We start from the raw sequence: 23318 nt of genomic DNA, 5'->3' as shown, positions 1-23318 counted from the left end.
CTTATTGCCCTAGCTTCAGGCGAGCAGTTTCGCCGCTGGTAAAAGGTGCTACATCCACAGGCTGACCGTTGTAGCTGACCTGCGCACCGCGCGCGTAGCCCAGACGCAGGGTCAACGGCGGCTTGCCGTTGACATCCAGACTCTCGCCCTTGCGCTTGAGACCGCTGACCAGCACCTTGCCGTTCCCGTCAGTGACCTGGGTCCAGCAGTCGGCAACGAACTGTACGGTCACCTGACCGGCACCCGCCGCGACAGGCGCTGGCTGCTCGGCAGGTGCAGTCGGCATCGACGGCACGTTCGGCGCAGCAACGGGTGCTTGAGGCGCGCTCGCCGGTGGCGTGGCAGCAGCAGGTGTCTGTGGTTGTGCGGTTGCGTGACCTGTGACGCTGGAAGCCGGGGCCGCAGGCGCAGCAGCGGGCGCCTCACTGGCAGGCGCACCGGTATTCAACGGCAAGGAAGTTTGTCCAGAGGCAGGCGTTTCAGCCACAGCAGGCTCTTCCGGTTCGTCAAGCGGGTGAATCTGCGTGGTGCCATCCGCGCTTTCGACTTCGACGTGCTCCATGTTCAGCCCGGACTGATCCTTGCCGCGCAAGGTCGCCTGATCCTGCCACCAGAAGAAACCGCCGCCGACCAGAATCACCAGCAACAGCAGGCTGACGATACGCAGAATATTGTGCGACAGCCTGACCGGCTCTTCGATACGGCCCAGCGCGTGAACCGAACTGCCTTTACCGTCGGTGCCGGTGAACTGGTCGAACTGCTCGACCAGCGCCGCCTGATCAAGGTCAAGCAGTTTGGCGTAAGCACGCACATAACCCCGGGCAAACGTATGCCCAGGCAGCTTTTCAAACTGGCCGTTCTCCAGATTGGTCAGGGAGGTCACGGTGAGATTCAATCTCAAGGCCACATCTGGCAGCGACCAGCTCCTGCTCTCGCGGGCCTGGCGCAGGGTTTCTCCAGGATTCACGCGATTGGTTGCTACAACTTCGGGATGCGCCGCTTTCATCATTGCTCCGACAGGTATTGCTGATATTCCGGCGTACCGGGATAGAGTCTTTTCAACAGCAGGCCAAAGCTGGCCGCCTTGTTACGATCATCATATATCTTCGCCAGCCGCGTACCGAGCAATAGACTACGTGCATTTTGCTCGCTGAGCTGGCTAAAACGGTCGTAATAGTCACGCGCCGGCACATATTGCTTGTCTTCGTAGGACAGCTGAGCCATTTCCAGCAAGGATAACGGCAACTGACGGTCCAGGCGCAATGCCTTGGTAAAATGCTCGCGAGCCTGCTCGCGGTTGCCCAGTTTCAGCGAGGTCATGCCCAGGCTTTCAAAAACCCGTGACCGCTCAGGATACAGGTTGTCGGCAGCCGCCTGTTCAAAACGCTCGTAGGCTTCCTTGTAACGCTTTTGTTCGAACAGAAAACTGCCGTAATTATTGACGATGCGTGTTTCGTTATTGCTAGCGGCCAACGCCTTGCGAAAGTACTGCTCAGCCAGCTCCGGCTCCATCTCTGTCTGGAACACCAGGGCCAGCGCGGCGTTGGCCTGCGCATCGGAACTGTCGAGTTCGAGCGCCTTTTTCAGCGGAACCTTGGCACGCTCGGTCTGGCCCTGCTGAAAATAACCCAGCCCCAGCTGCACGTAAGCCTTGCGCGCTTCCTCGCGCCCCTGGGCCGTCGTCAGCGGGTTGACGTTGCCGGTGGACACGCACGCTGTCAGCAAGACGACAACACAGAGCAGCAGCGAGGCACGCACAGGCATGGGGTCTCTCTCGGTCAGGTTCGCAGTCAGGTTCGAGTCACCGCGACAGGGGCCGCATCGGCCTCGGCGCTCAACTCACGCACGGCTATATAGCGTTCGCTACGGCGTGTGCGGTCCATCACCTGCCCGACCAACTGGCCGCATGCAGCATCGATGTCTTCACCACGCGTGGTGCGCACAGTGACGTTATAACCGGCCTGATGCAACAGGTCCTGAAAACGACGTATCGCGTTATTGCTGGGACGCTCGTAACCGGAGTGCGGAAACGGGTTGAACGGGATCAGGTTGATCTTGCAAGGCGTGTCCTTGAGCAGTTCGATCATCTCGACCGCGTGCTCTACCTTGTCGTTGATGTCCTTGAGCATGGTGTACTCGATGGTGAGCACACGCTTTTCGCCCAGACTGGACATGTAGCGACGGCAGGACTCGAGAAGCATTTTCAGCGGGTATTTCTTGTTGATCGGCACCAGCTGGTTGCGCAGCGCATCGTTCGGTGCGTGCAGCGACAAGGCCAGGGACACGTCGATGTGCTTGGAAAGCTCATCGATCATCGGTACCACACCGGAAGTGGACAAGGTCACCCGGCGTTTGGAAATGCCATACCCCAGGTCATCCATCATCAGATGCATGGCGGCAATGACATTGTCGAAGTTCAGCAGCGGCTCACCCATGCCCATCATCACCACGTTGGTGATGGCACGGTCGACGGTCGCCGGGACGCTGCCAAAGGATTTGTTGGCAATCCACACCTGACCGATGACTTCGGCGGCGGTGAGGTTGCTGTTGAAGCCTTGCTTGCCCGTGGAGCAGAAACTGCAATCCAGGGCACAGCCCGCCTGGGACGAAACACACAAGGTGCCGCGCTTGCCCTGCGGAATATAGACGGTCTCGACACAGCTGCCGGACTCTACGCGCACCACCCATTTACGGGTGCCGTCGCTGGAGATGTCCTCGCTGACCACTTCAGGACCGCGAACCTCAGCACAGGCCTTGAGCTTTTCGCGCAGGGCCTTGCTGAGGTTCGTCATCGCGTCGAAATCGTCGACGCCGAAGTGGTGAATCCACTTCATGACCTGACCGGCACGGAAGCGCTTCTCCCCGATAGAGTCGAAGAATTTCTCCATTTCCTGTTGAGTCAGCCCCAGCAGGTTGGTTTTACCAGTCGATGCAATCATGAATTCACCCTTCACTCGTCAGTCAAAAATGACTTAGCGAGCGGTTACTTCGGTAGCTGCGAAGAAGTACGAGATTTCGCGAGCGGCGGCTGCTTCGGAATCGGAGCCGTGAACAGCGTTGGCGTCGATGGAATCAGCGAAGTCAGCACGGATGGTGCCGGCAGCCGCTTCTTTAGGGTTGGTAGCGCCCATCAGCTCACGGTTCAGAGCGATAGCGTTTTCGCCTTCCAGAACCTGAACGACAACCGGACCGGAGATCATGAAAGCAACCAGGTCGCCGAAGAAACCGCGAGCGCTGTGCTCAGCGTAGAAACCTTCAGCTTCGGCCTTGGACAGTTGCTTCAGCTTGGAAGCGACAACGCGCAGACCGGCTTTTTCGAAACGAGTGGTGATCTCGCCGATTACGTTCTTGGCAACGGCGTCAGGCTTGATGATGGAGAAAGTACGTTGAACAGCCATGGTGAAACTCCAGAAGCAGTGATTGAAGCGAAAAATTAAACCCGCGAATTATACGCGGGTTCTGGTGTATTGCCTAACTGCGCGCGTTACTGAACGTCAATCCAGCTCTTCGATCCACAATGTCTGGATCGCTTCCAGGACCTTTTCCCCGCTGCGGTCCGGATGGTCATCGAATTCAGGCAAGGCCATGACCAGACCACGCAGCCTGGGGAAGCTCACGGTGAGCGGATTTACCTCCGGGTGGCTTTCAGCCAGCTGGATGGCGATTTCCTGAACATCAACCCATTTGAGACTCATGAGCAATCCTTGAATCAGTGCGGCGCTTCAGCGGCGTGGTTGAGCGAATACTTGGGTATTTCGACCGTCAGGTCTTCGTTGCCGACAATGGCCTGACAGGACAGACGTGACTGCCGTTCCAGCCCCCACGCCTTGTCGAGCATGTCTTCTTCCAGCTCATCGGCCTCATTCAGCGAATCGAACCCTTCGCGAATGACGCAATGGCAGGTAGTGCACGCACACACGCCACCACAGGCGCTTTCAATCTCGATGTGGTGCTCGTGGGCAATGTCGAGAATAGACGTGCCGGGCTCCACTTCTACAACCAGCCCGTCCGGGCAATGCTCGGCGTGGGGCAGAAAAATCACCTGCGGCATCAGTTATTCCTCAATCTCATTCAAGTTGCGCCCGGCCAGTGCGGCTTTTACCGTCGAATCGAGGCGTCGGGCAGCAAACGCATCGGTCACCTGCGACAGACGCTTGGTCTGCTGCTCGATGGCATAACCATCGGTGCCTTGCATCAGTTCACGGAGTTCGTCCATCTGCAGGTTGATGACCAGGCGCTCTTCCTCGTCGAGAAGACGCTCGCCATCGGCGTCCAGAGCACCCTGAACAGCTTCGAGCAGACGCTCGGCATCAACCTGATGCTCACGCAGCACGCGAGCGACCTTGTCGTCGCCGGCATACTCGAAGGAATCCTTGAGCATGCGGGTGACCTCGTCATCGGTCAGCCCGTAGGACGGCTTGACCTGAATGCTCGACTCGATGCCCGAGCCCATTTCACGCGCCGAGACGCTGAGCAGACCATCAGCATCGACCTGGAAAGTGACACGAATCTTTGCCGCGCCAGCGACCATCGGCGGGATGCCACGCAGTTCGAAGCGCGCCAGCGAACGACAGTCGCTGATCAATTCACGCTCGCCCTGCAGGACATGAATCTTCATGGCCGTCTGGCCATCCTTGTACGTGGTGAATTCCTGACCACGCGCCACAGGAATGGTGGTGTTGCGCGGAATGACTTTCTCCATCAGCCCGCCCATGGTTTCCAGCCCCAGCGAGAGCGGAATCACATCGAGGAGCAGCAGTTCGCCACCGTCACGCTTGTTGCCGGCCAGGGTATCGGCCTGGATCGCAGCCCCGATGGCCACCACCTGATCCGGGTCGATCTCGGTCAGCGGCTGACGACCGAACAGCTCGGCCACCGCTTCGCGCACTCGCGGAACACGGGTCGAACCGCCGACCATGACCACCGCCTCGACTTCTTCAAGCTCGATACCAGTATCACGCACCGCACGACGACAGGCCTTGAGGCTGCGGGCAATCATAGGTTCGATCAGCGCATTGAGCGCCTCGCGCGTCAGCGTGCCACGCCACTCACCGTAGACGACCTCGACAGACTCGGCGTGAGTCAGCGCTTCCTTGGCCGAGCAGGCAGCCTGCAGCAGGCTGCGCTGCGCGGAAGGGTCAATATCGGCTGACAGACCGGCATCCGTGACAATCCAGCTGGCTATCGCATGATCGAAGTCATCGCCACCCAGAGCGGTATCGCCGCCAGTGGCCAGTACTTCAAACACACCACCGGTCAGGCGCAGGATCGAAATATCGAAGGTTCCGCCGCCCAGGTCATAGATGGCAACCACACCTTCGGCCTTTTGATCCAGGCCGTAGGCCACCGCCGCAGCCGTAGGCTCATTGAGCAGGCGCAGTACATTGAGTCCCGCCAGTCTGGCAGCGTCCTTGGTCGCCTGACGCTGAGCGTCATCGAAGTAGGCAGGAACGGTGATCACCGCGCCTACCAGCTCGCCACCCAGTGAGGCTTCTGCGCGCTGGCGCAGGACCTTGAGGATGTCGGCAGACACTTCGACCGGGCTTTTCGGCCCCTGCACGGTGTCGATGAACGGCATGTGCGACTCACCGCCGACGAACCGGTACGGCAGTTGCTCGCCCAGTTGCTTGACGTCGGTCAGACCACGGCCCATGAGACGCTTGACCGATAGAACGGTATTGAACGGGTCCTGGGAGGCGGCGATCTTCGCTGACTGCCCTACTTCGACACGATCAGCGTGATAGCGCACGGCAGACGGCAGAATGACCTGCCCCTCTGCATCGGCCAGCGGTTCGGACAGGCCGCTGCGTACTGCAGCAACCAGAGAATTGGTAGTGCCCAGGTCGATACCCACAGCCAGACGACGCTGGTGCGGTTGAGGACTCAGGCCGGGTTCGGCGATCTGCAGTAAAGCCATGCTGTTCAGAATAATCACTGGCGCGCGGCCGAAGCCGCGCGGGGTTAATCGTCGAGGCGCTCTTCTAACTGGCGCACTTCGTGAGAGAGCTTGTCGAGAAACTGCATACGCCGCATCAGCTTTTCAGCGTGCTCGCGTTGTGCAGCATCATTCCAACAGGCTGCGAAGCTCTGGTTCAGTTCGTCCTGAGCGATCTTGAGCTGACGCTTGAAGGTCGCGACGCCGGCCAGATCAGCCTCGTCCTGCAAGTCCTCGAGGTCTTCGCGCAATTGCATCTGCTGCAGAAGAAACTCGGGATCATGCACCGTGACTTCTAGCGGCACTTCGTTGCCGTTCATTGCCAGCAGATAACGCGCCCTTTTCGGCGGGCTTTTCAGGGTCTGATAGGCCTCGTTGAGACTGGCCGAGCGCTCCAGCGCCACACGCTGCTCACGCTCGGGGGCATCCGCAAAACGATCCGGATGCACGTTGCGCGCAAGCTCACGGTAGCGCGTGGCCAGCTGGTCAAGATCAAGCTGAAACTCGGGCTTGAGGTCAAACAGGGCGAAGTGACAGGGAGTACCCACAATAAAAGCCTCAGACGTTGAAGCTTTCGCCACAGCCGCACTCACCGCGCGAGTTGGGATTGTTGAACTTGAAGCCTTCGTTCAACCCTTCGCGCACGAAGTCGAGCTCGGTGCCATCCAGATAGACCAGACTTTTCGGGTCAATGATCACCTTGACGCCGTGCATTTCGAACACGGTGTCTTCGCTGGCCGCCTCATCGACGAACTCGAGCACATAGGCAAGACCTGAACAGCCTGTGGTGCGAACACCCAGACGAACGCCGTCACCCTTGCCGCGCCCCTCGAGGGAACGTCGTACGTGGTTAGCGGCAGCTTCTGTCATGCTGATAGACATCGGAACTCCTTAGCCTGTTGCATTAGCCTGTTGCAGTTGACTCTGTTGCAAGCTTCTCTTGAAAAGCCTGCTTACAGCAGACCTTTCTTCTGCTTGTAGTCGCGAACGGCGGCCTTGATGGCGTCTTCAGCGAGTACCGAGCAGTGAATCTTCACTGGCGGCAGTGCCAGCTCTTCAGCCAGCTGAGTGTTCTTGATGGTCTCTGCTTCATCCAGAGTCTTGCCTTTCATCCACTCGGTCGCCAGGGAGCTGGACGCGATGGCCGAACCGCAGCCGTAGGTCTTGAACTTAGCGTCTTCGATAACGCCCTGCTCGTTGACCTTGATCTGCAGACGCATCACGTCGCCGCACGCAGGAGCGCCGACCATGCCGGTGCCAACGTCAGGATCTTCCGCGTTCATCTTGCCGACGTTACGTGGATTTTCGTAGTGGTCGATGACCTTTTCGCTGTAAGCCATGATTCTATTCCTCTCACATCAGGGAGCCGCTCTGCAGGTCACGCGCAATTGCCCATGACCTGCATTGGAGGCGACTTTAAATTAGTGCGCCGCCCACTCGATCTTGGAGATGTCGACGCCGTCTTTGAACATGTCCCACAGCGGCGAAAGTGTGCGCAGCCGGGTGACAGCCTCGCAAACCTTCTGCGCGGCGTAATCGATCTCTTCTTCGGTGCTGAACCGGCCGAAGGTGAAACGAATCGAGCTGTGCGCCAGCTCATCGTTGCGACCCAGGGCACGCAGCACGTACGAGGGCTCCAGCGAGGCCGAAGTACAGGCCGAACCGGACGATACCGCCAGATCCTTGAGTGCCATGATCAGCGACTCGCCTTCGACATAGTTGAAGCTCAGGTTCAGGTTGTGCGGTACGCGGGCAGTCAGGCTGCCGTTGACGTACAGCTCTTCCAGATTTTCGACCTGCTTGAAGAAACGATCGCTGAGTGCCTTGATGCGCACGTTTTCAGCAGCCATTTCTTCCTTGGCGATACGGAATGCTTCGCCCATGCCGACGATCTGGTGGGTCGCCAGGGTGCCGGAACGCATGCCGCGCTCGTGACCGCCGCCGTGCATGGTCGCCTCAAGGCGAACACGTGGCTTGCGGCTGACGTAGAGTGCGCCGATGCCTTTAGGGCCGTAGGTCTTGTGTGCAGAGAACGACATCAGGTCAACCTTGAGGCTGGCCAGATCGATTTCAACCTTGCCGGTCGACTGCGCGCCATCGACGTGGAACAGCACACCGCGCGAACGGGTCAGTTCACCGATCGCGGCAATATCGTTGATCGTGCCGATCTCGTTGTTCACATGCATGATCGAAACCAGAATGGTGTCGTCGCGCAGTGCCGCTTCAATCATGGCAGGCGTGATCAGACCGTCTTCACCGGGCTCGATGTAGGTCACTTCGAAACCTTCGCGTTCCAGCTGGCGAGTGGTGTCGAGGACAGCCTTGTGTTCGACCTTGGAGGTGATCAGGTGCTTGCCTTTGCTGGCATAGAAATGCGCAACACCCTTGATAGCCAGGTTGTTGGATTCGGTAGCACCCGAGGTCCAGACGATTTCGCGCGGATCGGCGTTGACCAGATCAGCGACCTGACGACGGGCGTTCTCGACCGCTTCTTCGGCTTTCCAGCCAAAGACGTGGGAGCGCGAGGCCGGGTTGCCGAAGTTTCCTTCGACGGTCAGGCAATCGATCATTTTCTGCGCGACACGCGGATCGACCGGAGTCGTCGCGGAGTAGTCGAGGTAAATTGGCAATTTCATTGAAGCTCTCCTATCAGGCAGGCGCACCGCTCATTCATCTGCGTTCATTCGACGGCGGACGTTTCGATCTTACCCAGTTGCGACATGTGGTTATGACCACGGCGCATATCCTGGCGCTGAGCGACTTCTTGTACCTCACGGCGAGTGACAAGATCCGCCAAGCTGATACCGCTTAGAAATTCGTGAATCTGCTGGCTCAGGTCGCACCACAGGTGGTGGGTCAGGCAGGTATCGCCGGCGTGGCAATCGCCCAGACCCTGACACCGCGTGGCATCGACCGATTCATTGACTGCATCGACAACCTGAGCAACCTGGATGCCTTTCATGTCGCGCGACAGCTGGTAACCACCACCCGGACCACGAACACTGGAAACCAGATTGCCGCGACGCAGCTTGGCGAACAGCTGCTCGAGGTATGACAGGGAAATCCCCTGCCGCTCGGAGATGTCGGCCAGAGACACTGGCCCGTTCTGCGCATGCAACGCCAGGTCAAGCATGGCTGTTACAGCGTATCGGCCTTTAGTAGTCAGTCGCATGGCGTATACCGCAGAGGTTCGGAATGAGAGCGAGTATGCTATTCCCGAGTAAAAGAGTCAACTATTAGACCAAGTAAAACAGTCGGGATTAGCGAAAAGTGCGGGCTGCATCATAGCAAAGGTGCGGCGTAATGGCACGCGCTCGCCCGCTGCAATACCTAGCCGACCTTGTCGTCCTGACGGTCTTTCACGCAGTCGAATACCTCGTCGCGCAGCTCCGGCAGCTCCTTGGCGCGGTAATCGCTGCCAAGCCTGCCGAGCGCATCGCACATGCCTTCGAGACGGCCGTCGACAGCCTGCAAATGGTCAAGCAACTGGCCAATGGCGCGCGCGACCGGATCAGGCATATCTGCACTGACACCGTACGCGTCGAAACCGAGCTTCTCGGCCATGGCTTTACGCCTGGCCTCAACCTCGTCGTCCGACTTGACGATGATCCGCCCCGGAATACCCACTGCGGTTGCGCCCGCAGGCACGGCCTTGGTGACCACTGCGTTGGAGCCGATCTTGGCACCCGCCCCCACCGTGAACGGCCCGAGCACCTTGGCGCCCGCCCCGACCACCACACCGTCTTCCAGCGTCGGATGGCGCTTGCCGGCATTCCAGCTGGTGCCGCCCAGGGTCACGCCCTGATAGAGGGTGACGTCATTACCGATCTCGGCGGTCTCGCCAATCACGATGCCCATGCCGTGGTCGATAAAAAAGCGGCGACCGATGCGCGCCCCCGGATGGATCTCGATACCGGTCATCCAGCGGCCGAAGTTCGAGACTACCCGCGCTGGCCATTTCCAGCCGTTGCGCCACAGAATATGGGCGAAGCGGTGCAGCCAGATCGCGTGCATCCCCGGATAGCAGGTCAGGACTTCAAAGGCGTTGCGCGCTGCGGGATCGCGGTGGAACACGCTTTGAATGTCTTCTCGCAGACGCTCGAACATCACTGATCCTTTCGCTTGTAGGGTTCACCGCGTGCGGCTTTCTGGGTTTCGGTGAGCACACCGCGCAGGATACTCAGCTCGGAACGTTCGACTTCGCTACGCCCGTACAGTCTGCGCAGCCGGGCCATCAGATGCCGCGGCTTTTCCGGATCAAGAAAGCCGATAGCCACAAGCGTGGCCTCAAGATGGGTGTAGAAACCTTCCATTTCGTCCATCGTCGCCAGCTCGGCATTGTGCGCCGAGGCGGGCTTGGAAGCCTCGCCCTGCTCCGCCGCAGCCAGCCAGGCCACGCGCACCTCATAACTGAGCACCTGTACGGCAGCCGCCAGATTGAGCGAACTGAACACAGGGTCAGACGGGATGTGCACATGGAAGTGGCAGCGCTGCAGCTCTTCGTTGGTCAAGCCCGCGTGCTCACGACCGAACACCAGCGCCACCTCGGCGCCCTCACCGGCCTGCTCGATGACTTTTTCACCCGAGGCGCGCGGATCCAGCATGGGCCACGGCAGGCTTCGATCCCGCGCGCTGGTGCCCAGCACCAGACGGCAGCCGACCAGCGCTTCTTCGAGGGTCGCCACTACCTGCGCGCCCTCGAGGATGTCGGTAGCGCCGGACGCACGCGCATCGGCATCGGGCGAAGGGAAGATCCGCGGATCGACCAGCACCAGACGCGAAAGCCCCATGTTTTTCATGGCGCGAGCCGCCCCGCCGATATTTCCGGGATGGGTAGTGCCGACCAGGACAACACGAATGTTCTGCAACAAAGCGAACGCTCACTGACACGAATTAGGGGGGCAAATCTTACAGAAACGGCTCGGCTAACGCTATGAAGCTGTGCGGACCGCAACCGCAGAAGCGACCGCGCCGGACGCAAAAAAACACACACGAACCCGACAACCGTAACAACGCAAGGCTGGAAATAATTCGAATCAGCCCATAGAATGCCCGGCTCTCTTTAACAACCTTAGGTGAATTATCCATGCAGCCCATGCTGAATATCGCGCTGCGCGCCGCCCGCAGCGCCAGCGAATTGATTTTCCGCTCCATCGAGCGCCTGGATACCATCAAGGTTGACGAAAAAGAAGCCAAAGACTACGTCACAGAGATCGACCGCGCTGCCGAGCAAAGCATCATCACCGCTCTGCGCAAGGCCTACCCGACTCACGGCATTCTCGGCGAAGAAAGCGGCCTGCACGAAGGCAGCGGCGAAGGCACCGACTACCTGTGGATCATCGATCCACTGGACGGCACCACCAACTTCGTTCGCGGCATCCCGCACTTTGCTGTCAGCATCGCCTGCAAATACCGCGGCCGCCTCGAGCACGCCGTGGTTCTCGATCCGGTCCGCCAGGAAGAATTCACCGCCAGCCGTGGTCGTGGCGCAGCCCTGAACGGTCGCCGCCTGCGCGTCAGCCAGCGCAAGAGCCTGGAAGGCGCCCTGCTCGGCACCGGCTTCCCGTTTCGTGACAACCAGATGGACAACATCGAGAACTACCTGGGTATGTTCCGCAGCCTGGTAGGCCAGACCGCCGGCATCCGCCGCGCAGGCGCTGCCAGCCTCGACCTGGCTTATGTTGCTGCTGGTCGCTTCGATGCGTTCTGGGAGTCAGGCCTGTCCGAGTGGGACATGGCTGCGGGCGCCCTGCTCATTCAGGAAGCAGGCGGCCTGGTCAGCGACTTCACCGGCGGTCACGACTTCCTCGAGAAAGGCCACATCGTTGCCGGCAATACCAAGTGCTTCAAGGCGGTTCTGACCGCGATCGCACCGCACCTGCCAGCTTCGCTCAAGCGTTAAGCGGCAGGCATAAAAAAACCGGCGCAAGCCGGTTTTTTTTATGTCTTGTGAAACTCAGCGACTGGCGTTATTGCGCCTGACCCAGTATCAGCTGACCGTTCTTGTCGACCGGAATCTGGCTACCCGGATCACGCTCCATACGAACCTGACCGACCTTCTCATTCAACTTGTATTTGACGTTGTAGCCCACAACCTTGTCGCTCACATCGTTGACCGTCGTGCAGCGGTTCTGCGTAGTGGTGTAGGTGTCACGCTCCTGCATGCCTTCCTGAACCTTGTTACCGGCATACCCACCGCCGAGCGCGCCCGCGACCGTGGCGATTTTCTTGCCATTACCACCGCCGACCTGATTGCCGAGCAAACCACCGGCAACCGCGCCAATCACGCTACCGACGATCTGATGCTGGTCCTTGACCGGCGCCTGACGGGTAACGGTTACGTCCTTGCAAACTTCACGGGGGGTTTTGATCTGCTGGTTGATCGGCTCTACCGCCAATACATCCGCATACTCAGGACCACCCTTGACCAAGCTATAGGTGGCAACGGCGCCGCCAGCAGTCACGACAGCAGCACCTAACACAGCACCAACAAGCATAGACTTGTTCACTTGAACCTCCTGACCAATCGAAACGCAGCATGGCTGCGCAATGCCTAGCCTTGGAGCATAAAAAAAGGCGCGAGTTCAGCACTCGCGCCTTTTTTATGATGGCCGGATCTACGGCAGGTCGTCAGCCTTCTCGACGACCACTGGAGGAATCAGGTCCTCGGTGGTCAGGTTCAGCCAGATCAGCACCACGTTGGCGATGTAGATGGACGAGTAGGTACCCGCCAGCACACCGATGAACAACGCGATGGAGAAGCCTTCCAGGCTGTCGCCGCCAAATGCCCACAATGCCACGATCGCTAGCAGGGTCGAAACCGAGGTGGCAATGGTGCGCAGCAGTGTCTGGGTGGTGGAGATGTTGATGTTCTCGATCAGCGAAGCCTTGCGCAGCAGGCGGAAGTTTTCGCGTACCCGGTCGAAGACCACGATGGTGTCGTTCAGCGAGTAACCGATGATCGCCAGCACCGCCGCCAGCACCGTCAGGTCGAAGGTGATCTGGAAGAACGACAGGATACCCATCGTCACCACCACGTCGTGGATCAGCGAGATGATCGCCCCGACGGCGAATTTCCACTGGAAGCGGAATGCCAGGTAGATCAGAACACCGCCCAGCGCCATCAGCATGCCGAGGCCGCCCTGATCGCGCAGCTCTTCACCCACCTGCGGGCCGACGAATTCGACACGCTTGACCACTGCCGGGTTATCGGCACCGGCCTTGCGCAGCGCCTCGGCAACCTGAGTGCCCAGTTGCGGGTCTTCACCCGGCATGCGCACCAGCAAGTCAGTGGTGGCGCCGAAGCTCTGTACAACGGCTTCGTGATAGCCCGCCGAAACCAGCTCCTGACGGACCTTGCCCAGGTCGGCGGGACGTTCGTAGGTCAGCTCGATGAGCGTACCGCCGGTGAAGTCCAGACCAAAGTTGAGCCCTTTATGGAACCAGCTGAACAACGCCAGTGCGGTAAGGAGCATCGTGATGGCGAACGCAACATTGCGAACGCCCATGAAGTTGATGGTACGTAACATGGCAGCCCCTTAAATCCACAACTTCTTGAAGTCACGACCGCCGTAGATCAGGTTGACCATAGCGCGGGTCACCATGATGGCCGTGAACATCGAGGTAAAGATCCCGAGCGACATGGTCACCGCAAACCCTTTGACCGGGCCGGTGCCCATCGCAAAGAGAATGCCGCCGACCAGCAGCGTCGTCAGGTTGGCGTCGAGGATCGCCGTGTAGGCACGATCGAAACCTTCGTTGATAGCACGCTGGACCGTCATGCCGTTGGCGATCTCTTCACGAATCCGCGAGAAGATCAGCACGTTGGCATCCACCGCCATACCCATGGTCAACACGATACCGGCGATACCCGGCAGGGTCAGCGTTGCCCCCAGCAAGGACATCAAGGCCAGCAGCATGACCATGTTCAGGGCCAGCGCGACAGTCGCGATCAGACCGAAGAAACGGTAGATCGCCATGATGAAGATCGAGACGAACAGCATGCCCCACAGGGAAGCGTCGATACCCTTGGTGATGTTGTCGGCACCCAGGCTAGGACCAATGGTGCGCTCTTCGGCGAAGTACATCGGTGCCGCCAGACCACCGGCACGCAACAGCAGCGCCAGCTCGGAAGATTCACCCTGACCGTTCAGACCGGTAATCCGGAACTGACTGCCCAGTGGCGACTGAATGGTCGCCAGGCTGATGATTTTCTTGTCTTCCTTGAAGGTCTGCACCGGCACGTCTTTCTCGACACCGTCGACCATCTGCTTGGTGTAGGTGGTGGTCGGACGCTGTTCGATGAAGATCACCGCCATGCTGCGTCCCACATTGCTGCGAGTTGCACGGCTCATCAGTTCGCCACCATGACCATCGAGGTTGATGTTCACCTGTGGACGACCATGCTCGTCGAAGCTGGCCTTGGCGTCAGTCACCTGATCACCGGTAATGATCAGACCACGCTCCACCGCCGCTGCCGGACGACCGCCTTCGCGGAATTCGAACATCTCGGTGGTGCCTTTCGAATCATCCGGGCCTGCGCCCAGACGGAATTCGAGGTTGGCGGTCTTGCCCAGAATACGCTTGGCTTCGGCCGTGTCCTGCACACCCGGCAACTCGACCACGATGCGGTTGGCGCCCTGACGCTGAACCAGCGGCTCGGCAACACCCAGCTCGTTGACCCGGTTACGGACGGTGGTCAGGTTCTGCTTGATCGAGTATTCACGAATCTCGGCCAGCTTGGCCGGCGTCAACGCCATGCGCAGCACCGGGATACCGTTCAGCTCGGCAGGCGTGATTTCGAAATCGGTAAAGGTCTTGCGTACCAGTGCACGCGCCTGCTCACGCTCTGCATCGTCGGTGAAGCCCAGCTGAATCACATTGCCCAGCTGCGGCAGGCTGCGATAACGCACCTTCTCCTTGCGCAACAGGGATTTGACTTCGCCTTCGTAGACTTTCAGACGTGCATCGATCGCCTTGTCCATGTCGACTTCCAGCAGGAAGTGCACACCGCCGGACAGGTCGAGACCGAGCTTCATCGGGCTTGCACCCAGGTTACGCAACCAGGTCGGCGTGGTACGCGCCAGGTTCAGTGCAACGACATAGTCGTCACCCAACGCCTTGCGCACGACATCCTTGGCTGGCAACTGGTCTTCCTGCTTGCTCAGACGCAACAAACCGCCCTTGCCATTCTCGGCCAGAGAAGAAGCCTTGACCGAGATACCGGCATCGGCAAGCGCCTTGGCTGCACGATCCACGTCCGCCTGATTGACTTGCAGCGCAGTGCTTGCGCCGCTGATCTGGATGGCAGAATCATCAGGGTAGAGATTGGGTGCGGAATAAATAAAACCGACCACCAGCACCGCCAGGATCAGTACGTATTTCCACAGAGGGTATTTGTTCAGCATCACGCCGCCCGCTTAAAACGCGGGGCGCCTTGCGCGCCCCGTCGATGGGTAAAAAGTTGTTGCTCAGATCGCTTTCAGGGTGCCTTTAGGCAGAGTGGCCGCGATGGCGCCCTTCTGGATTTTCAGCTCAACGGTGTCAGACACTTCGATGACCACAAAGTCATCGGTCACTTTGTTGATCTTGCCCGCGATACCGCCACTGGTGACAACTTCGTCGCCTTTCTGCAGGTTACCCAGCAGGTTTTTCTGCTCTTTGGCACGCTTGGCCTGTGGACGCCAGATCATCAGGTAGAAGATGACCAGGAAGCCGACCAGGAAAATCCACTCGAAACCACTGCCCGCAGGACCGGCAGCCGGTGCAGCAGCATCCGCAAAAGCGGGAGAGATGAAAAAGCTCATTTGTCGCTCCAGTTACATAATTAGTATAAAAAGCAGGAAAAACTCGTTCTGTTTCAACCCAGAGGCGGCGTTGGGAGGCCGCGTTTGGCATAGAAGGCATCGACGAAGGCGGCCAATGTACCCTGTTGAATAGCCTCGCGCAAACCAGCCATAAGCAGCTGGTAGTGCCGCAAATTGTGGATTGTATTGAGCATGCTCCCCAGCATTTCCCCGCACTTGTCCAGGTGATGCAGATAAGCGCGCGAGAAGTTCTGGCAGGTGTAGCAATCGCAGGTCGGATCCAGCGGCGAATTGTCGTGACGATGGAACGCGTTACGGATTTTCAATACACCGGTATCGGTGAACAGATGGCCGTTGCGAGCGTTACGGGTGGGCATCACGCAGTCGAACATGTCGACGCCACGGCGCACACCTTCGACCAGATCTTCCGGCTTGCCTACACCCATCAGGTAACGAGGTTTGTCTGCCGGCATGAGGCCCGGCAGGTAATCGAGCACCTTGATCATCTCGTGCTTGGGTTCGCCTACCGACAGACCGCCAATCGCCAGACCGTCGAAACCGATTTCGTCCAGGCCTTCCAGCGAGCGCTTGCGCAGGTTCTCGTGCATGCCCCCCTGAACGATGCCGAACAGCGCGGCAGTGTTTTCGCCGTGGGCGATTTTGGAACGCTTGGCCCAGCGCAGCGACAGCTCCATGGAGACACGCGCGACATCTTCGTCGGCCGGGTATGGTGTGCATTCGTCGAAGATCATCACCACGTCCGAACCCAGATCACGCTGGACCTGCATCGACTCTTCCGGCCCCATGAACACCTTGGCACCATCGACCGGCGAGGCAAACGTCACGCCCTCTTCCTTGATCTTGCGCATGGCGCCCAGGCTGAACACCTGAAAACCGCCGGAGTCGGTCAGAATCGGCCCCTTCCACTGCATGAAATCGTGCAGGTCGCCGTGGCCCTTGATGACTTCGGTCCCCGGACGCAGCCACAGGTGAAACGTGTTGCCCAGAATCATCTGCGCGCCGGTCGCCTCTATATCACGGGGCAGCATGCCCTTGACCGTGCCATAGGTGCCCACCGGCATGAACGCCGGGGTTTCCACCACACCACGCGGGAAGGTCAGCCGACCGCGACGGGCCTTGCCATCGGTGGTCAACAACTCGAAAGACATACGACAGGTGCGACTCATGCGTGATCCTCTGGTGCCGATTCCTGTGGGGCCGTCGGCGCGGGATTGCGGGTGATGAACATCGCATCACCGTAACTGAAGAAGCGGTAGCCGTGCTCGATGGCCGCCGCGTAGGCCGCCATCGTCTCGGGATAACCGGCGAACGCCGAAACCAGCATCAACAGCGTGGATTCAGGCAAATGGAAATTGGTCACCAGGGCATCGACCACGTGAAACGGCCGGCCTGGATAGATGAAGATGTCGGTATCGCCACTGAACGGCTTCAGTTCGCCATCACGCGCGGCACTCTCCAGCGAGCGCACGCTGGTGGTCCCGACGGCAATCACCCGCCCGCCCCGTGCACGGCACGCGGCGACGGCGTCGACCACGTCCTGGCCAACTTCCAGCCATTCGCTGTGCATGTGATGATCTTCGATCTGCTCGACGCGCACCGGCTGGAACGTCCCTGCGCCGACATGCAGAGTGACGAACGTGGTTTCAACGCCCTTGGCAGCAATCGCCTCGAGCAGCGGCTGATCGAAATGCAGGCCGGCAGTCGGCGCAGCCACCGCACCGGCACGCTGCGCGTAAACGGTCTGATAGCGCTCGCGATCCGCCCCTTCATCCGGACGGTCTATATAAGGAGGCAACGGCATATGGCCGACACGCTCGAGCAACGGCAGCACTTCTTCGGCAAAGCGCAGCTCGAATAGTGCATCGTGCCGCGCCACCATCTCGGCCTCGCCACCGCCATCGATCAGAATCGACGAGCCAGGCTTGGGCGACTTGCTCGATCGCACATGCGCCAGCACACGATGGCTGTCCAGCACGCGCTCGACCAGAATCTCCAGCTTGCCGCCGGAGGCTTTCTGCCCGAACAGGCGTGCAGGAATGACCCGGGTATTGTTGAACACCATCAAGTCGCCCGGGCGCAAATGCTCGAGCAAATCGGTGAATTGACGATGTGCCAGCGCGCCCGTCGGCCCATCGAGGGTCAACAGACGACTGCTGCGACGCTCGGCCAGTGGATGGCGAGCAATCAGGGAATCGGGGAGTTCGAAGGTAAAGTCAGCGACGCGCATGATCGGGTTCGTTTAGCAGGGCCGGGAAGTTTATCCGGTTTGACGGCATTAGTAAAAAACCTGCGTAAATCCCTGTTGACCAACAGAAAACTCATCCTTATACTTCGCCGCCATTGAGCCCTGATGGCGGAATTGGTAGACGCGGCGGATTCAAAATCCGTTTTCGAAAGAAGTGGGAGTTCGATTCTCCCTCGGGGCACCACCTTAAAAAAAGACCTTGAATTTCAAGGTCTTTTTTTTCGTCTGGTGGAAAGTGTCTTGTTGTCGTTTACCGCATGCATCTCCTGAAAAAAATCTGCCTGGCTCAATCTCTAAAAACGCCTTTCTCTGTCAGGGCAGGCTGCCTGAAACATGAAACAGATTCACGGCAAGCCTGTGTTCGAGCAAGGGACGGATACGCCTGAGAATGGCCCCTCAGGTCCGTCGTCCTGGGCCCGCGACTTTTGGGATGTTCAGCAATTCATACTCATTCCAGTCTGAACGCCGGGTTGTCGGGATTGTATCCGGCGCTCTTGAAAGCATTGCGCAGCTTCTTCTCCAGTGACGACCTGCTGGTGTCTGCCAGTGCCGACTCGATTATGCTGGCGCGCGACATTCCGTGGCTTGTCCTGTCCTGCGGTGTACGCTCGGCGTAACACAGCCCCTTGCCCATGGATTGCATTCCAGCTGGCGTATGATTGATAAACGCATCGTCAGGGAGCAGTGCCTGAAGCTCTTTTACAAGTGTCTGCGCAGCGGAAAAATCTCCGCTTACATAGAAAACCGCTGCATCTGTAATCGTGCCAATCTTTGCAGGACCTGCCACTTTGGCAGTAATGATATCGTGACGCTCAGCGGTCAACCTTACCGCTGCGTCGACCATGGCCTTCTGGAATTGAGGTTTGACATTTATCGTCAGGCGCGCCTTGACAGCCTCATCCGGAAATTGCGTGCCCGAACGTTCGATCTTGTAGAACTCGTCCGCTGCTTTGGGGTTGTTCATCATGAACACTTTTGTGTCATGTTTTAGCTGCAACCCGCGCACGCCATCCAGAAACTGCGGCCAAATACTGATACCGTCCTTACCGTTCAGCTTATACATATGCGCCAGACACGCCCGGTGCTCAGTGCGTGGCAGCAGTTCTACACGCGGGAGTTCTTTTGCGTAGATCTGATAAAGAGCACTGGTACTTGTGCTGCCATTGGCTTTCGCCTTTTCGGCCCATTGCAAAATACTGCTGTTTACCAAGCGGCCATTGGGCAGCCTGCTGTTCTGGACGGACGTGGCGGCCGAACTGCCTTGCCCCTCTTCGATGTTGAATTGCATACGGCCCAGATGGGTCTGCCCCTGGCGTATAAGACGGGGAACGGAAGAGCCGCGCTTGTCATTCAGTACCTGCGCAATTTGATCGGACTGACTGCCGGAACTCCCACTTAACCCTGCTTTTTTGAAAAACTTGCTCATCGCCATCTGTTTGTCAGAACGCTGGACAGTCAGGTCGTTATTGGCAGCCGCGCGAATGTCGTAGCATTTGCCACCCACTTCTATTTGACCGTGTGCTTTGAGCTCCTGTACATCCACCTCTGAATGTCTAAGTGCTTCGACGTTAGAGAAACGCGTTTGTATCGGGTTCATGACTCATCCTCTTTCAATGCGCGTCGCGCCACGTTTTTATCCACTCTACAAGTTCAGCGATCGCCTGCTTGAGCGTCACCACACTCACATTTTCTCTGGGAATTGCCTTAAAGCCGATATACAGCTCGCTGCCTGCATGCCACCCCAACCCGGGGCCATCATTGAACAGAGGGTTAAGTGCGCCACTCAACAAACGCTGCAAGGGAAGATCGGGGGAAATGTCCATCAGTCCGATCAGCAACAGACGCTGGAATACGGGGTCCACGACCACTTTCAGCGCAATCTCTTCATCGACCAACACGTCGCAAGCGCCTGTGTCGTCGAACATCAAAGGTTGCATCGTCAAAGACGTTGATAAGTCGGCAAGAACAGTTTTGTATAATCGGTCAGTCATTAATACACCTCGGTGCCCTGAACACTGTACGAATGGACGAGGTCGATAAATCACTTCCCCAGGCGGGGTATTAATCATCGAAGTCTGCAAAACAACGCATTCTCGGAACAGGATGGAAGATAAGGCCGCCGCCCTGCTCCATTGCATCAATGCGCCCTGTCAATCCCGAACTGATCCAGCACCGGGTCAACGTTATGATCAAACGCCTTCTGCGCCTTGTGCTTTTTGACTGCGTCGATAATCGCCGAAATACCAAAACCCAACGCCATGGCGCCGTCGATGGCCCAACCGATGACCGGGATTGCAGCACCCAGCGCTGCGCCTGCGGCAAGCCCTGTGGCTTCACCGGCAACCAGACCGACAGCGCGGCCGATCATCTGTCCGCCCAGACGACCAAGACCCGCGGACGCCTCACGGCCCATCATTTTCGCGCCGGTGTCTATGCCGCCCTTGATTGCCTCCGCGCCCAACCTGGAGCTGTCGATGATGCCCTGAGCAGCGCCCAGCTTGTCGCCGCTGGCGAGTCTGTCAGACACTGACGCGAAGCCCATGACCGAGTTGAATGCCTTGCCTCCGATACCTTGCTCGGCGAGCTGCGCGGCCAGCGAAGGGCCGCCCTCTTCATCGGTCTTGCCCTCCAGCAACTTGCGGCCTTTTTTGGAGTTCTGCAGCTCGGACAGGGTGCTGGCCGTGTAGCTCTCACGCTCACCATTAACGAAGTCAGCGGGCAGCACGCTTTCATACGCCGCTTTCTGGTTATCTGCGGTTTGCAGAGACTCACCGGCGTCAGACTTTTTCTGGCCAAGCAGTTGTTTCAGAGCGCCCCCCTCGCTGAAATTGCGAACGTAGGAGTCGGCGATCTTCGTTTGCAGTTCATCAGGCTGGTTGTTGAAGACTTGCTGGGCAGTGGGCACCTGAGCATCGGGAAACAGGTCTTTTTGCAGTTGCAGTTGAACCGACAGGCCGGTGATGGCGCCGCTGTAATCGGGGTTGGGGTTGTGTTTGTCGACCGCCTTGTCCGCGGTTGCCATGTCGGTTTGCAAGGCCTTTCCGCTGTTGACGTTTTGAGCCTGCTCAGTCACGGCCTTTTGCAGCGCTGAATCGCTGCGCACCAGACTGCGCTCCTGTTCGGGAATGCTTTTGTTGAGGTACTCCTGAACGTCGGGATCGGCTTGCAACTGGGCGATTCGCTCGTTAAGGCCCGCCTCGGTCTTCTCGGTATTGCGCAAATCCCGCCCGGCTATCACGCTTTGCTGAGTCTGCTGCAACTTGATCATCACAGCGGCTTTCTGCGCGCCGGTGTAAGCCTTGGGCTTCTCGAACACCTGCGCGTTGAGTTTGCTGATATCGATACCGGCTACCGAATTCAACGTCGCGGCGTCGCTGAGCATGCTGGCGAACTGGCCACCATTTTTGGGGGCGCTCTTTCTGATCCACTCGCTCATATTGGACGCATCGAACACTTGGTCGGGGCTATGCGCAGCCTTCTTGCGCCCGGTCAGACCGGCTTCGTCCACCTGGCTGAGGAAGCCCGCCTGCGACCACATGTTGCAGGACTGTTTGAGCGTGCCTGACAACCCGGGGTTACTTTTAATCAGCGCTTTCAGACCCTCGGCGCTGACATTGCCATCGACATCGGTCTTGTCCGCCGCCCCGACTGCATGATGAGGGTCGGCAGCCGTCGCCAACGGCATATTGGCGCGCATCACCGCTGCGCTGCGCACCATTTCAAGGGACTGAGGATCGGCGCCGGGGTTATCTTCCATGTACTTGGCCACGTCCTTGTCGGCATTGTCGGCAGCCTTCTCCATGTTTTTGGCGAACGCCTTGAGGTCTTTGTTGGTGATTTTGCCATCCGCATTACCGCCGTCCTTGCCGACGTCGACTGCCGTCTTCAACGCGGGATTGGCATTGATGAACGCCATCGCCTTTTCGGCGTTGGGACCATGCTCTCTGGCCATCCAGGCTGCGGCGATGGGCCGGTTGAGTTCTTTGGCGGCCTGCTCGCGCTCTTCGGGCGGCAGGTTGGCAACCATCGGTTCCCAGCGCTTGAGCGCCTCGGGCGAAGAGTATTCGGAGTTATCGAGAAACGCTGCATCGGTAGCGCTCGGGGCATTCGCCGCGTTGGAGGCCGTCGTGGGTGACGCACTCGCGGTAGACGAGACCGACGTCATCGGTGACACCTGATCGCTGTCCTGATCGACGCTGGAGGTGCTGTCACTACTGCTGCTGCGAGTCAGCAGACTCATCAGCGATGAGCCGCTTTGCTCGGTTCCCGAAAAGGAAGATGGGCTGTCGTTGGCCTGGCCGAACTGCACAAAAGCCTGACCACCACCTGCGCTGCCCTGCGTAAGCGAGGCTTTGGCCAATGGCGTCTCAGCAGCCAGTTCGCCAGAGGTGGGTTGATTCACGATGCTGCCGAGGGCAGGACTGGGAGAACTGGATATACGCATGGTTGCCATCCAAGTGGTGGTGTGGGATGGCAACTGTGTGGTTTTGCGTGCAAGTTGGTTCCAGACAGATGACCACTCAGGCGAACGGGTCTATGTGTTGCTTGAGCTGCACCCGCGCCCGGGACAGTCGGGAGCGGACAGTGCCGATCGGAACACCGAGCGTGTTGGCGGTTTCCTGATAATTGCCATCCATTTCCAGCGAAACTTCCAGAACCTTCTGCATGTTCGCCGGCAGGCAATCGATGGCCTCTATGACGCGTGCCAGCTGTCGGTGACCGTCTACCTGATGGGTGATATCGCCGTTCCACTCCAGATCGGTATGGACTTCGTCTTCCCAGCTTTCCTGATAGGGCTGGCGATACATTTTGCGGAAGTGATTGCGGATCAGATTCAGCGCAATGCCACATAACCAGGTTTGCGGTTTGCTGGCGTGCTGAAACTTGTGCTCATTGCGTAACGCCTCGAGAAACACGCATTGCAGGATGTCATCCACATCATCGGCGTTCTTCACCCGCTTCTGGATGAACGCCCTGAGCATCTGGACCTGATCGGCCGTCAATTGCCGGATACCGGCGGACGACGATGGTTGGCGTGGTTCGGTTGCATCAAGGATCACAAGATTCGGGAGCATGGGCTTGCCTCAATTGATGGAGTGCAAGTCCTATAGCGATAACCATGCCAGCCCAAAAATAATCATAACCACATGATTTATATAAATATTTTAAAATATGAAATTCTTTGTAATACATTTTTTTGCGCAACACGATTTTTAGCTCTGCAGCTTTTGGCACAAACGCCTGAGCCTTCGCCACCAGGGAACCGAACCGGGCCAACGACCCACTCAGCGGTCACACCAGGCCCAGAATC

General features: G+C 58.5%; 26 protein-coding genes and 1 tRNA gene. 2 read left to right on the top strand and 25 right to left on the bottom strand.

Annotated features, from left to right (window positions below; translation table 11 throughout):
- Window position 1: 1 nt before the first annotated feature.
- The 14 genes from KBY08_RS08960 to trmJ form a co-directional block, all read right to left on the bottom strand.
- Window positions 2-1006: a helix-turn-helix domain-containing protein gene (locus tag KBY08_RS08960; RefSeq protein WP_032656373.1), complete on the bottom strand. Its 1005-nt coding sequence runs from the start codon at window positions 1004-1006 to the stop codon at window positions 2-4.
- Complete coding sequence (gene pilW / locus KBY08_RS08955; RefSeq protein WP_003409116.1) at window positions 1006-1764, bottom strand: type IV pilus biogenesis/stability protein PilW; 759 nt, start codon at window positions 1762-1764, stop codon at window positions 1006-1008. The genes KBY08_RS08960 and pilW overlap by 1 nt, the downstream gene beginning before the upstream one ends.
- Before the next feature lie 26 nt (window positions 1765-1790).
- On the bottom strand, window positions 1791-2939 hold the full coding sequence (rlmN, locus tag KBY08_RS08950; protein WP_111522041.1) for a 23S rRNA (adenine(2503)-C(2))-methyltransferase RlmN: 1149 nt from the start codon (window positions 2937-2939) through the stop codon (window positions 1791-1793).
- 33 nt (window positions 2940-2972) lie between these two features.
- The gene (ndk, locus tag KBY08_RS08945; protein WP_002552482.1) at window positions 2973-3398 is read right to left on the bottom strand and encodes a nucleoside-diphosphate kinase; all 426 of its coding nucleotides are present in this window, start codon (window positions 3396-3398) and stop codon (window positions 2973-2975) included.
- Window positions 3399-3494: 96 nt separating this feature from the next.
- The gene (gene iscX / locus KBY08_RS08940; protein WP_003415412.1) at window positions 3495-3695 is read right to left on the bottom strand and encodes a Fe-S cluster assembly protein IscX; all 201 of its coding nucleotides are present in this window, start codon (window positions 3693-3695) and stop codon (window positions 3495-3497) included.
- A 14-nt stretch (window positions 3696-3709) separates the two neighbouring features.
- Window positions 3710-4051, bottom strand: a complete 342-nt coding sequence (fdx, locus tag KBY08_RS08935; protein WP_004406488.1) for an ISC system 2Fe-2S type ferredoxin — start codon at window positions 4049-4051, stop codon at window positions 3710-3712.
- Window positions 4052-4054: 3 nt separating this feature from the next.
- Window positions 4055-5917 carry a Fe-S protein assembly chaperone HscA gene (gene hscA, locus KBY08_RS08930; protein WP_111522042.1) on the bottom strand — a complete coding sequence of 621 codons (1863 nt, stop codon included), beginning with the start codon at window positions 5915-5917 and terminating at the stop codon, window positions 4055-4057.
- A gap of 44 nt (window positions 5918-5961) precedes the next feature.
- The gene (hscB, locus tag KBY08_RS08925; protein WP_003339753.1) at window positions 5962-6483 is read right to left on the bottom strand and encodes a co-chaperone HscB; all 522 of its coding nucleotides are present in this window, start codon (window positions 6481-6483) and stop codon (window positions 5962-5964) included.
- A 10-nt stretch (window positions 6484-6493) separates the two neighbouring features.
- Window positions 6494-6817: an iron-sulfur cluster assembly protein IscA gene (gene iscA / locus KBY08_RS08920; protein ID WP_024642820.1), complete on the bottom strand. Its 324-nt coding sequence runs from the start codon at window positions 6815-6817 to the stop codon at window positions 6494-6496.
- Between the two features lie 71 nt (window positions 6818-6888).
- Window positions 6889-7275, bottom strand: coding sequence for a Fe-S cluster assembly scaffold IscU (gene iscU / locus KBY08_RS08915; RefSeq protein WP_002552476.1), 387 nt, complete (start codon window positions 7273-7275; stop codon window positions 6889-6891).
- A gap of 81 nt (window positions 7276-7356) precedes the next feature.
- A complete protein-coding gene (locus tag KBY08_RS08910) occupies window positions 7357-8571 on the bottom strand; it encodes an IscS subfamily cysteine desulfurase (RefSeq protein ID WP_003365095.1) in 1215 nt (404 codons plus the stop codon).
- 44 nt (window positions 8572-8615) lie between these two features.
- The gene (gene iscR, locus KBY08_RS08905) at window positions 8616-9107 is read right to left on the bottom strand and encodes a Fe-S cluster assembly transcriptional regulator IscR (protein ID WP_002552474.1); all 492 of its coding nucleotides are present in this window, start codon (window positions 9105-9107) and stop codon (window positions 8616-8618) included.
- A 158-nt stretch (window positions 9108-9265) separates the two neighbouring features.
- Window positions 9266-10042, bottom strand: a complete 777-nt coding sequence (gene cysE, locus KBY08_RS08900; RefSeq protein WP_024660534.1) for a serine O-acetyltransferase — start codon at window positions 10040-10042, stop codon at window positions 9266-9268.
- Window positions 10042-10806 (bottom strand): tRNA (cytosine(32)/uridine(32)-2'-O)-methyltransferase TrmJ, encoded by a 765-nt coding sequence (gene trmJ / locus KBY08_RS08895; RefSeq protein ID WP_024642821.1) that lies wholly within the window; start codon window positions 10804-10806, stop codon window positions 10042-10044. The genes cysE and trmJ overlap by 1 nt, the downstream gene beginning before the upstream one ends.
- Before the next feature lie 215 nt (window positions 10807-11021).
- Here trmJ and suhB point away from each other — a divergent pair, with 215 nt between their 5' ends.
- A complete protein-coding gene (gene suhB, locus KBY08_RS08890) occupies window positions 11022-11837 on the top strand; it encodes an inositol-phosphate phosphatase (protein ID WP_003314166.1) in 816 nt (271 codons plus the stop codon).
- Window positions 11838-11904: 67 nt separating this feature from the next.
- Here suhB and KBY08_RS08885 read toward each other — a convergent pair whose 3' ends face one another.
- The 6 genes from KBY08_RS08885 to queA form a co-directional block, all read right to left on the bottom strand.
- Window positions 11905-12444: a glycine zipper 2TM domain-containing protein gene (locus tag KBY08_RS08885; protein WP_003421912.1), complete on the bottom strand. Its 540-nt coding sequence runs from the start codon at window positions 12442-12444 to the stop codon at window positions 11905-11907.
- Window positions 12445-12552: 108 nt separating this feature from the next.
- The gene (gene secF, locus KBY08_RS08880) at window positions 12553-13464 is read right to left on the bottom strand and encodes a protein translocase subunit SecF (protein WP_004666079.1); all 912 of its coding nucleotides are present in this window, start codon (window positions 13462-13464) and stop codon (window positions 12553-12555) included.
- A gap of 9 nt (window positions 13465-13473) precedes the next feature.
- Window positions 13474-15342: a protein translocase subunit SecD gene (gene secD, locus KBY08_RS08875; protein ID WP_004406506.1), complete on the bottom strand. Its 1869-nt coding sequence runs from the start codon at window positions 15340-15342 to the stop codon at window positions 13474-13476.
- 63 nt (window positions 15343-15405) lie between these two features.
- On the bottom strand, window positions 15406-15741 hold the full coding sequence (yajC, locus tag KBY08_RS08870) for a preprotein translocase subunit YajC (protein ID WP_002552468.1): 336 nt from the start codon (window positions 15739-15741) through the stop codon (window positions 15406-15408).
- 53 nt (window positions 15742-15794) lie between these two features.
- A complete protein-coding gene (gene tgt / locus KBY08_RS08865) occupies window positions 15795-16910 on the bottom strand; it encodes a tRNA guanosine(34) transglycosylase Tgt (RefSeq protein WP_172980091.1) in 1116 nt (371 codons plus the stop codon).
- Between the two features lie 14 nt (window positions 16911-16924).
- On the bottom strand, window positions 16925-17989 hold the full coding sequence (gene queA, locus KBY08_RS08860) for a tRNA preQ1(34) S-adenosylmethionine ribosyltransferase-isomerase QueA (protein WP_024638516.1): 1065 nt from the start codon (window positions 17987-17989) through the stop codon (window positions 16925-16927).
- 117 nt (window positions 17990-18106) lie between these two features.
- On the opposite strand from queA, the gene KBY08_RS08855 reads away from it, so the two are divergent.
- Window positions 18107-18191 (top strand) — tRNA-Leu (locus KBY08_RS08855).
- Between the two features lie 264 nt (window positions 18192-18455).
- Here the strand turns inward: KBY08_RS08855 and KBY08_RS08850 are convergent.
- The 5 genes from KBY08_RS08850 to KBY08_RS08830 form a co-directional block, all read right to left on the bottom strand.
- The gene (locus tag KBY08_RS08850) at window positions 18456-19604 is read right to left on the bottom strand and encodes a T3SS effector HopA1 family protein (protein ID WP_032656368.1); all 1149 of its coding nucleotides are present in this window, start codon (window positions 19602-19604) and stop codon (window positions 18456-18458) included.
- A 13-nt stretch (window positions 19605-19617) separates the two neighbouring features.
- Window positions 19618-19998, bottom strand: a complete 381-nt coding sequence (locus KBY08_RS08845; protein ID WP_032656364.1) for a type III secretion system chaperone — start codon at window positions 19996-19998, stop codon at window positions 19618-19620.
- A gap of 146 nt (window positions 19999-20144) precedes the next feature.
- On the bottom strand, window positions 20145-22451 hold the full coding sequence (locus KBY08_RS08840) for a type III effector HrpK domain-containing protein (protein ID WP_225651118.1): 2307 nt from the start codon (window positions 22449-22451) through the stop codon (window positions 20145-20147).
- A 76-nt stretch (window positions 22452-22527) separates the two neighbouring features.
- A complete protein-coding gene (hrpL, locus tag KBY08_RS08835) occupies window positions 22528-23082 on the bottom strand; it encodes an RNA polymerase sigma factor HrpL (protein WP_004406521.1) in 555 nt (184 codons plus the stop codon).
- On the bottom strand, window positions 23057-23284 hold the full coding sequence (locus KBY08_RS08830; protein ID WP_141251160.1) for a hypothetical protein: 228 nt from the start codon (window positions 23282-23284) through the stop codon (window positions 23057-23059). The genes hrpL and KBY08_RS08830 overlap by 26 nt, the downstream gene beginning before the upstream one ends.
- Window positions 23285-23318: the final 34 nt, after the last annotated feature.

The sequence above is a fragment of the Pseudomonas sp. P135 genome (assembly GCF_020312125.1).
Lineage (GTDB): Bacteria > Pseudomonadota > Gammaproteobacteria > Pseudomonadales > Pseudomonadaceae > Aquipseudomonas > Aquipseudomonas fragariae.
The sequence above is the reverse complement of the archived record's forward strand: the minus strand, read 5'-3'. Positions and strand labels throughout refer to the sequence as shown.

What these genes read in the sequence shown, in the direction of transcription:
- KBY08_RS08960 (WP_032656373.1), bottom strand. Translation starts at nt 1,006, where the DNA reads ATGAAAGCGGCGCATCCCGAAGTTGTAGCAACCAATCGCGTGAATCCT.
- pilW (WP_003409116.1), bottom strand. Translation starts at nt 1,764, where the DNA reads ATGCCTGTGCGTGCCTCGCTGCTGCTCTGTGTTGTCGTCTTGCTGACA.
- rlmN (WP_111522041.1), bottom strand. Translation starts at nt 2,939, where the DNA reads ATGATTGCATCGACTGGTAAAACCAACCTGCTGGGGCTGACTCAACAG.
- ndk (WP_002552482.1), bottom strand. Translation starts at nt 3,398, where the DNA reads ATGGCTGTTCAACGTACTTTCTCCATCATCAAGCCTGACGCCGTTGCC.
- iscX (WP_003415412.1), bottom strand. Translation starts at nt 3,695, where the DNA reads ATGAGTCTCAAATGGGTTGATGTTCAGGAAATCGCCATCCAGCTGGCT.
- fdx (WP_004406488.1), bottom strand. Translation starts at nt 4,051, where the DNA reads ATGCCGCAGGTGATTTTTCTGCCCCACGCCGAGCATTGCCCGGACGGG.
- hscA (WP_111522042.1), bottom strand. Translation starts at nt 5,917, where the DNA reads ATGGCTTTACTGCAGATCGCCGAACCCGGCCTGAGTCCTCAACCGCAC.
- iscA (WP_024642820.1), bottom strand. Translation starts at nt 6,817, where the DNA reads ATGTCTATCAGCATGACAGAAGCTGCCGCTAACCACGTACGACGTTCC.
- iscU (WP_002552476.1), bottom strand. Translation starts at nt 7,275, where the DNA reads ATGGCTTACAGCGAAAAGGTCATCGACCACTACGAAAATCCACGTAAC.
- KBY08_RS08910 (WP_003365095.1), bottom strand. Translation starts at nt 8,571, where the DNA reads ATGAAATTGCCAATTTACCTCGACTACTCCGCGACGACTCCGGTCGAT.
- iscR (WP_002552474.1), bottom strand. Translation starts at nt 9,107, where the DNA reads ATGCGACTGACTACTAAAGGCCGATACGCTGTAACAGCCATGCTTGAC.
- cysE (WP_024660534.1), bottom strand. Translation starts at nt 10,042, where the DNA reads ATGTTCGAGCGTCTGCGAGAAGACATTCAAAGCGTGTTCCACCGCGAT.
- suhB (WP_003314166.1), top strand. Translation starts at nt 11,022, where the DNA reads ATGCAGCCCATGCTGAATATCGCGCTGCGCGCCGCCCGCAGCGCCAGC.
- secF (WP_004666079.1), bottom strand. Translation starts at nt 13,464, where the DNA reads ATGTTACGTACCATCAACTTCATGGGCGTTCGCAATGTTGCGTTCGCC.
- secD (WP_004406506.1), bottom strand. Translation starts at nt 15,342, where the DNA reads ATGCTGAACAAATACCCTCTGTGGAAATACGTACTGATCCTGGCGGTG.
- yajC (WP_002552468.1), bottom strand. Translation starts at nt 15,741, where the DNA reads ATGAGCTTTTTCATCTCTCCCGCTTTTGCGGATGCTGCTGCACCGGCT.
- tgt (WP_172980091.1), bottom strand. Translation starts at nt 16,910, where the DNA reads ATGTCTTTCGAGTTGTTGACCACCGATGGCAAGGCCCGTCGCGGTCGG.
- queA (WP_024638516.1), bottom strand. Translation starts at nt 17,989, where the DNA reads ATGCGCGTCGCTGACTTTACCTTCGAACTCCCCGATTCCCTGATTGCT.
- KBY08_RS08850 (WP_032656368.1), bottom strand. Translation starts at nt 19,604, where the DNA reads ATGAACCCGATACAAACGCGTTTCTCTAACGTCGAAGCACTTAGACAT.
- KBY08_RS08845 (WP_032656364.1), bottom strand. Translation starts at nt 19,998, where the DNA reads ATGACTGACCGATTATACAAAACTGTTCTTGCCGACTTATCAACGTCT.
- KBY08_RS08840 (WP_225651118.1), bottom strand. Translation starts at nt 22,451, where the DNA reads ATGCGTATATCCAGTTCTCCCAGTCCTGCCCTCGGCAGCATCGTGAAT.
- hrpL (WP_004406521.1), bottom strand. Translation starts at nt 23,082, where the DNA reads ATGCTCCCGAATCTTGTGATCCTTGATGCAACCGAACCACGCCAACCA.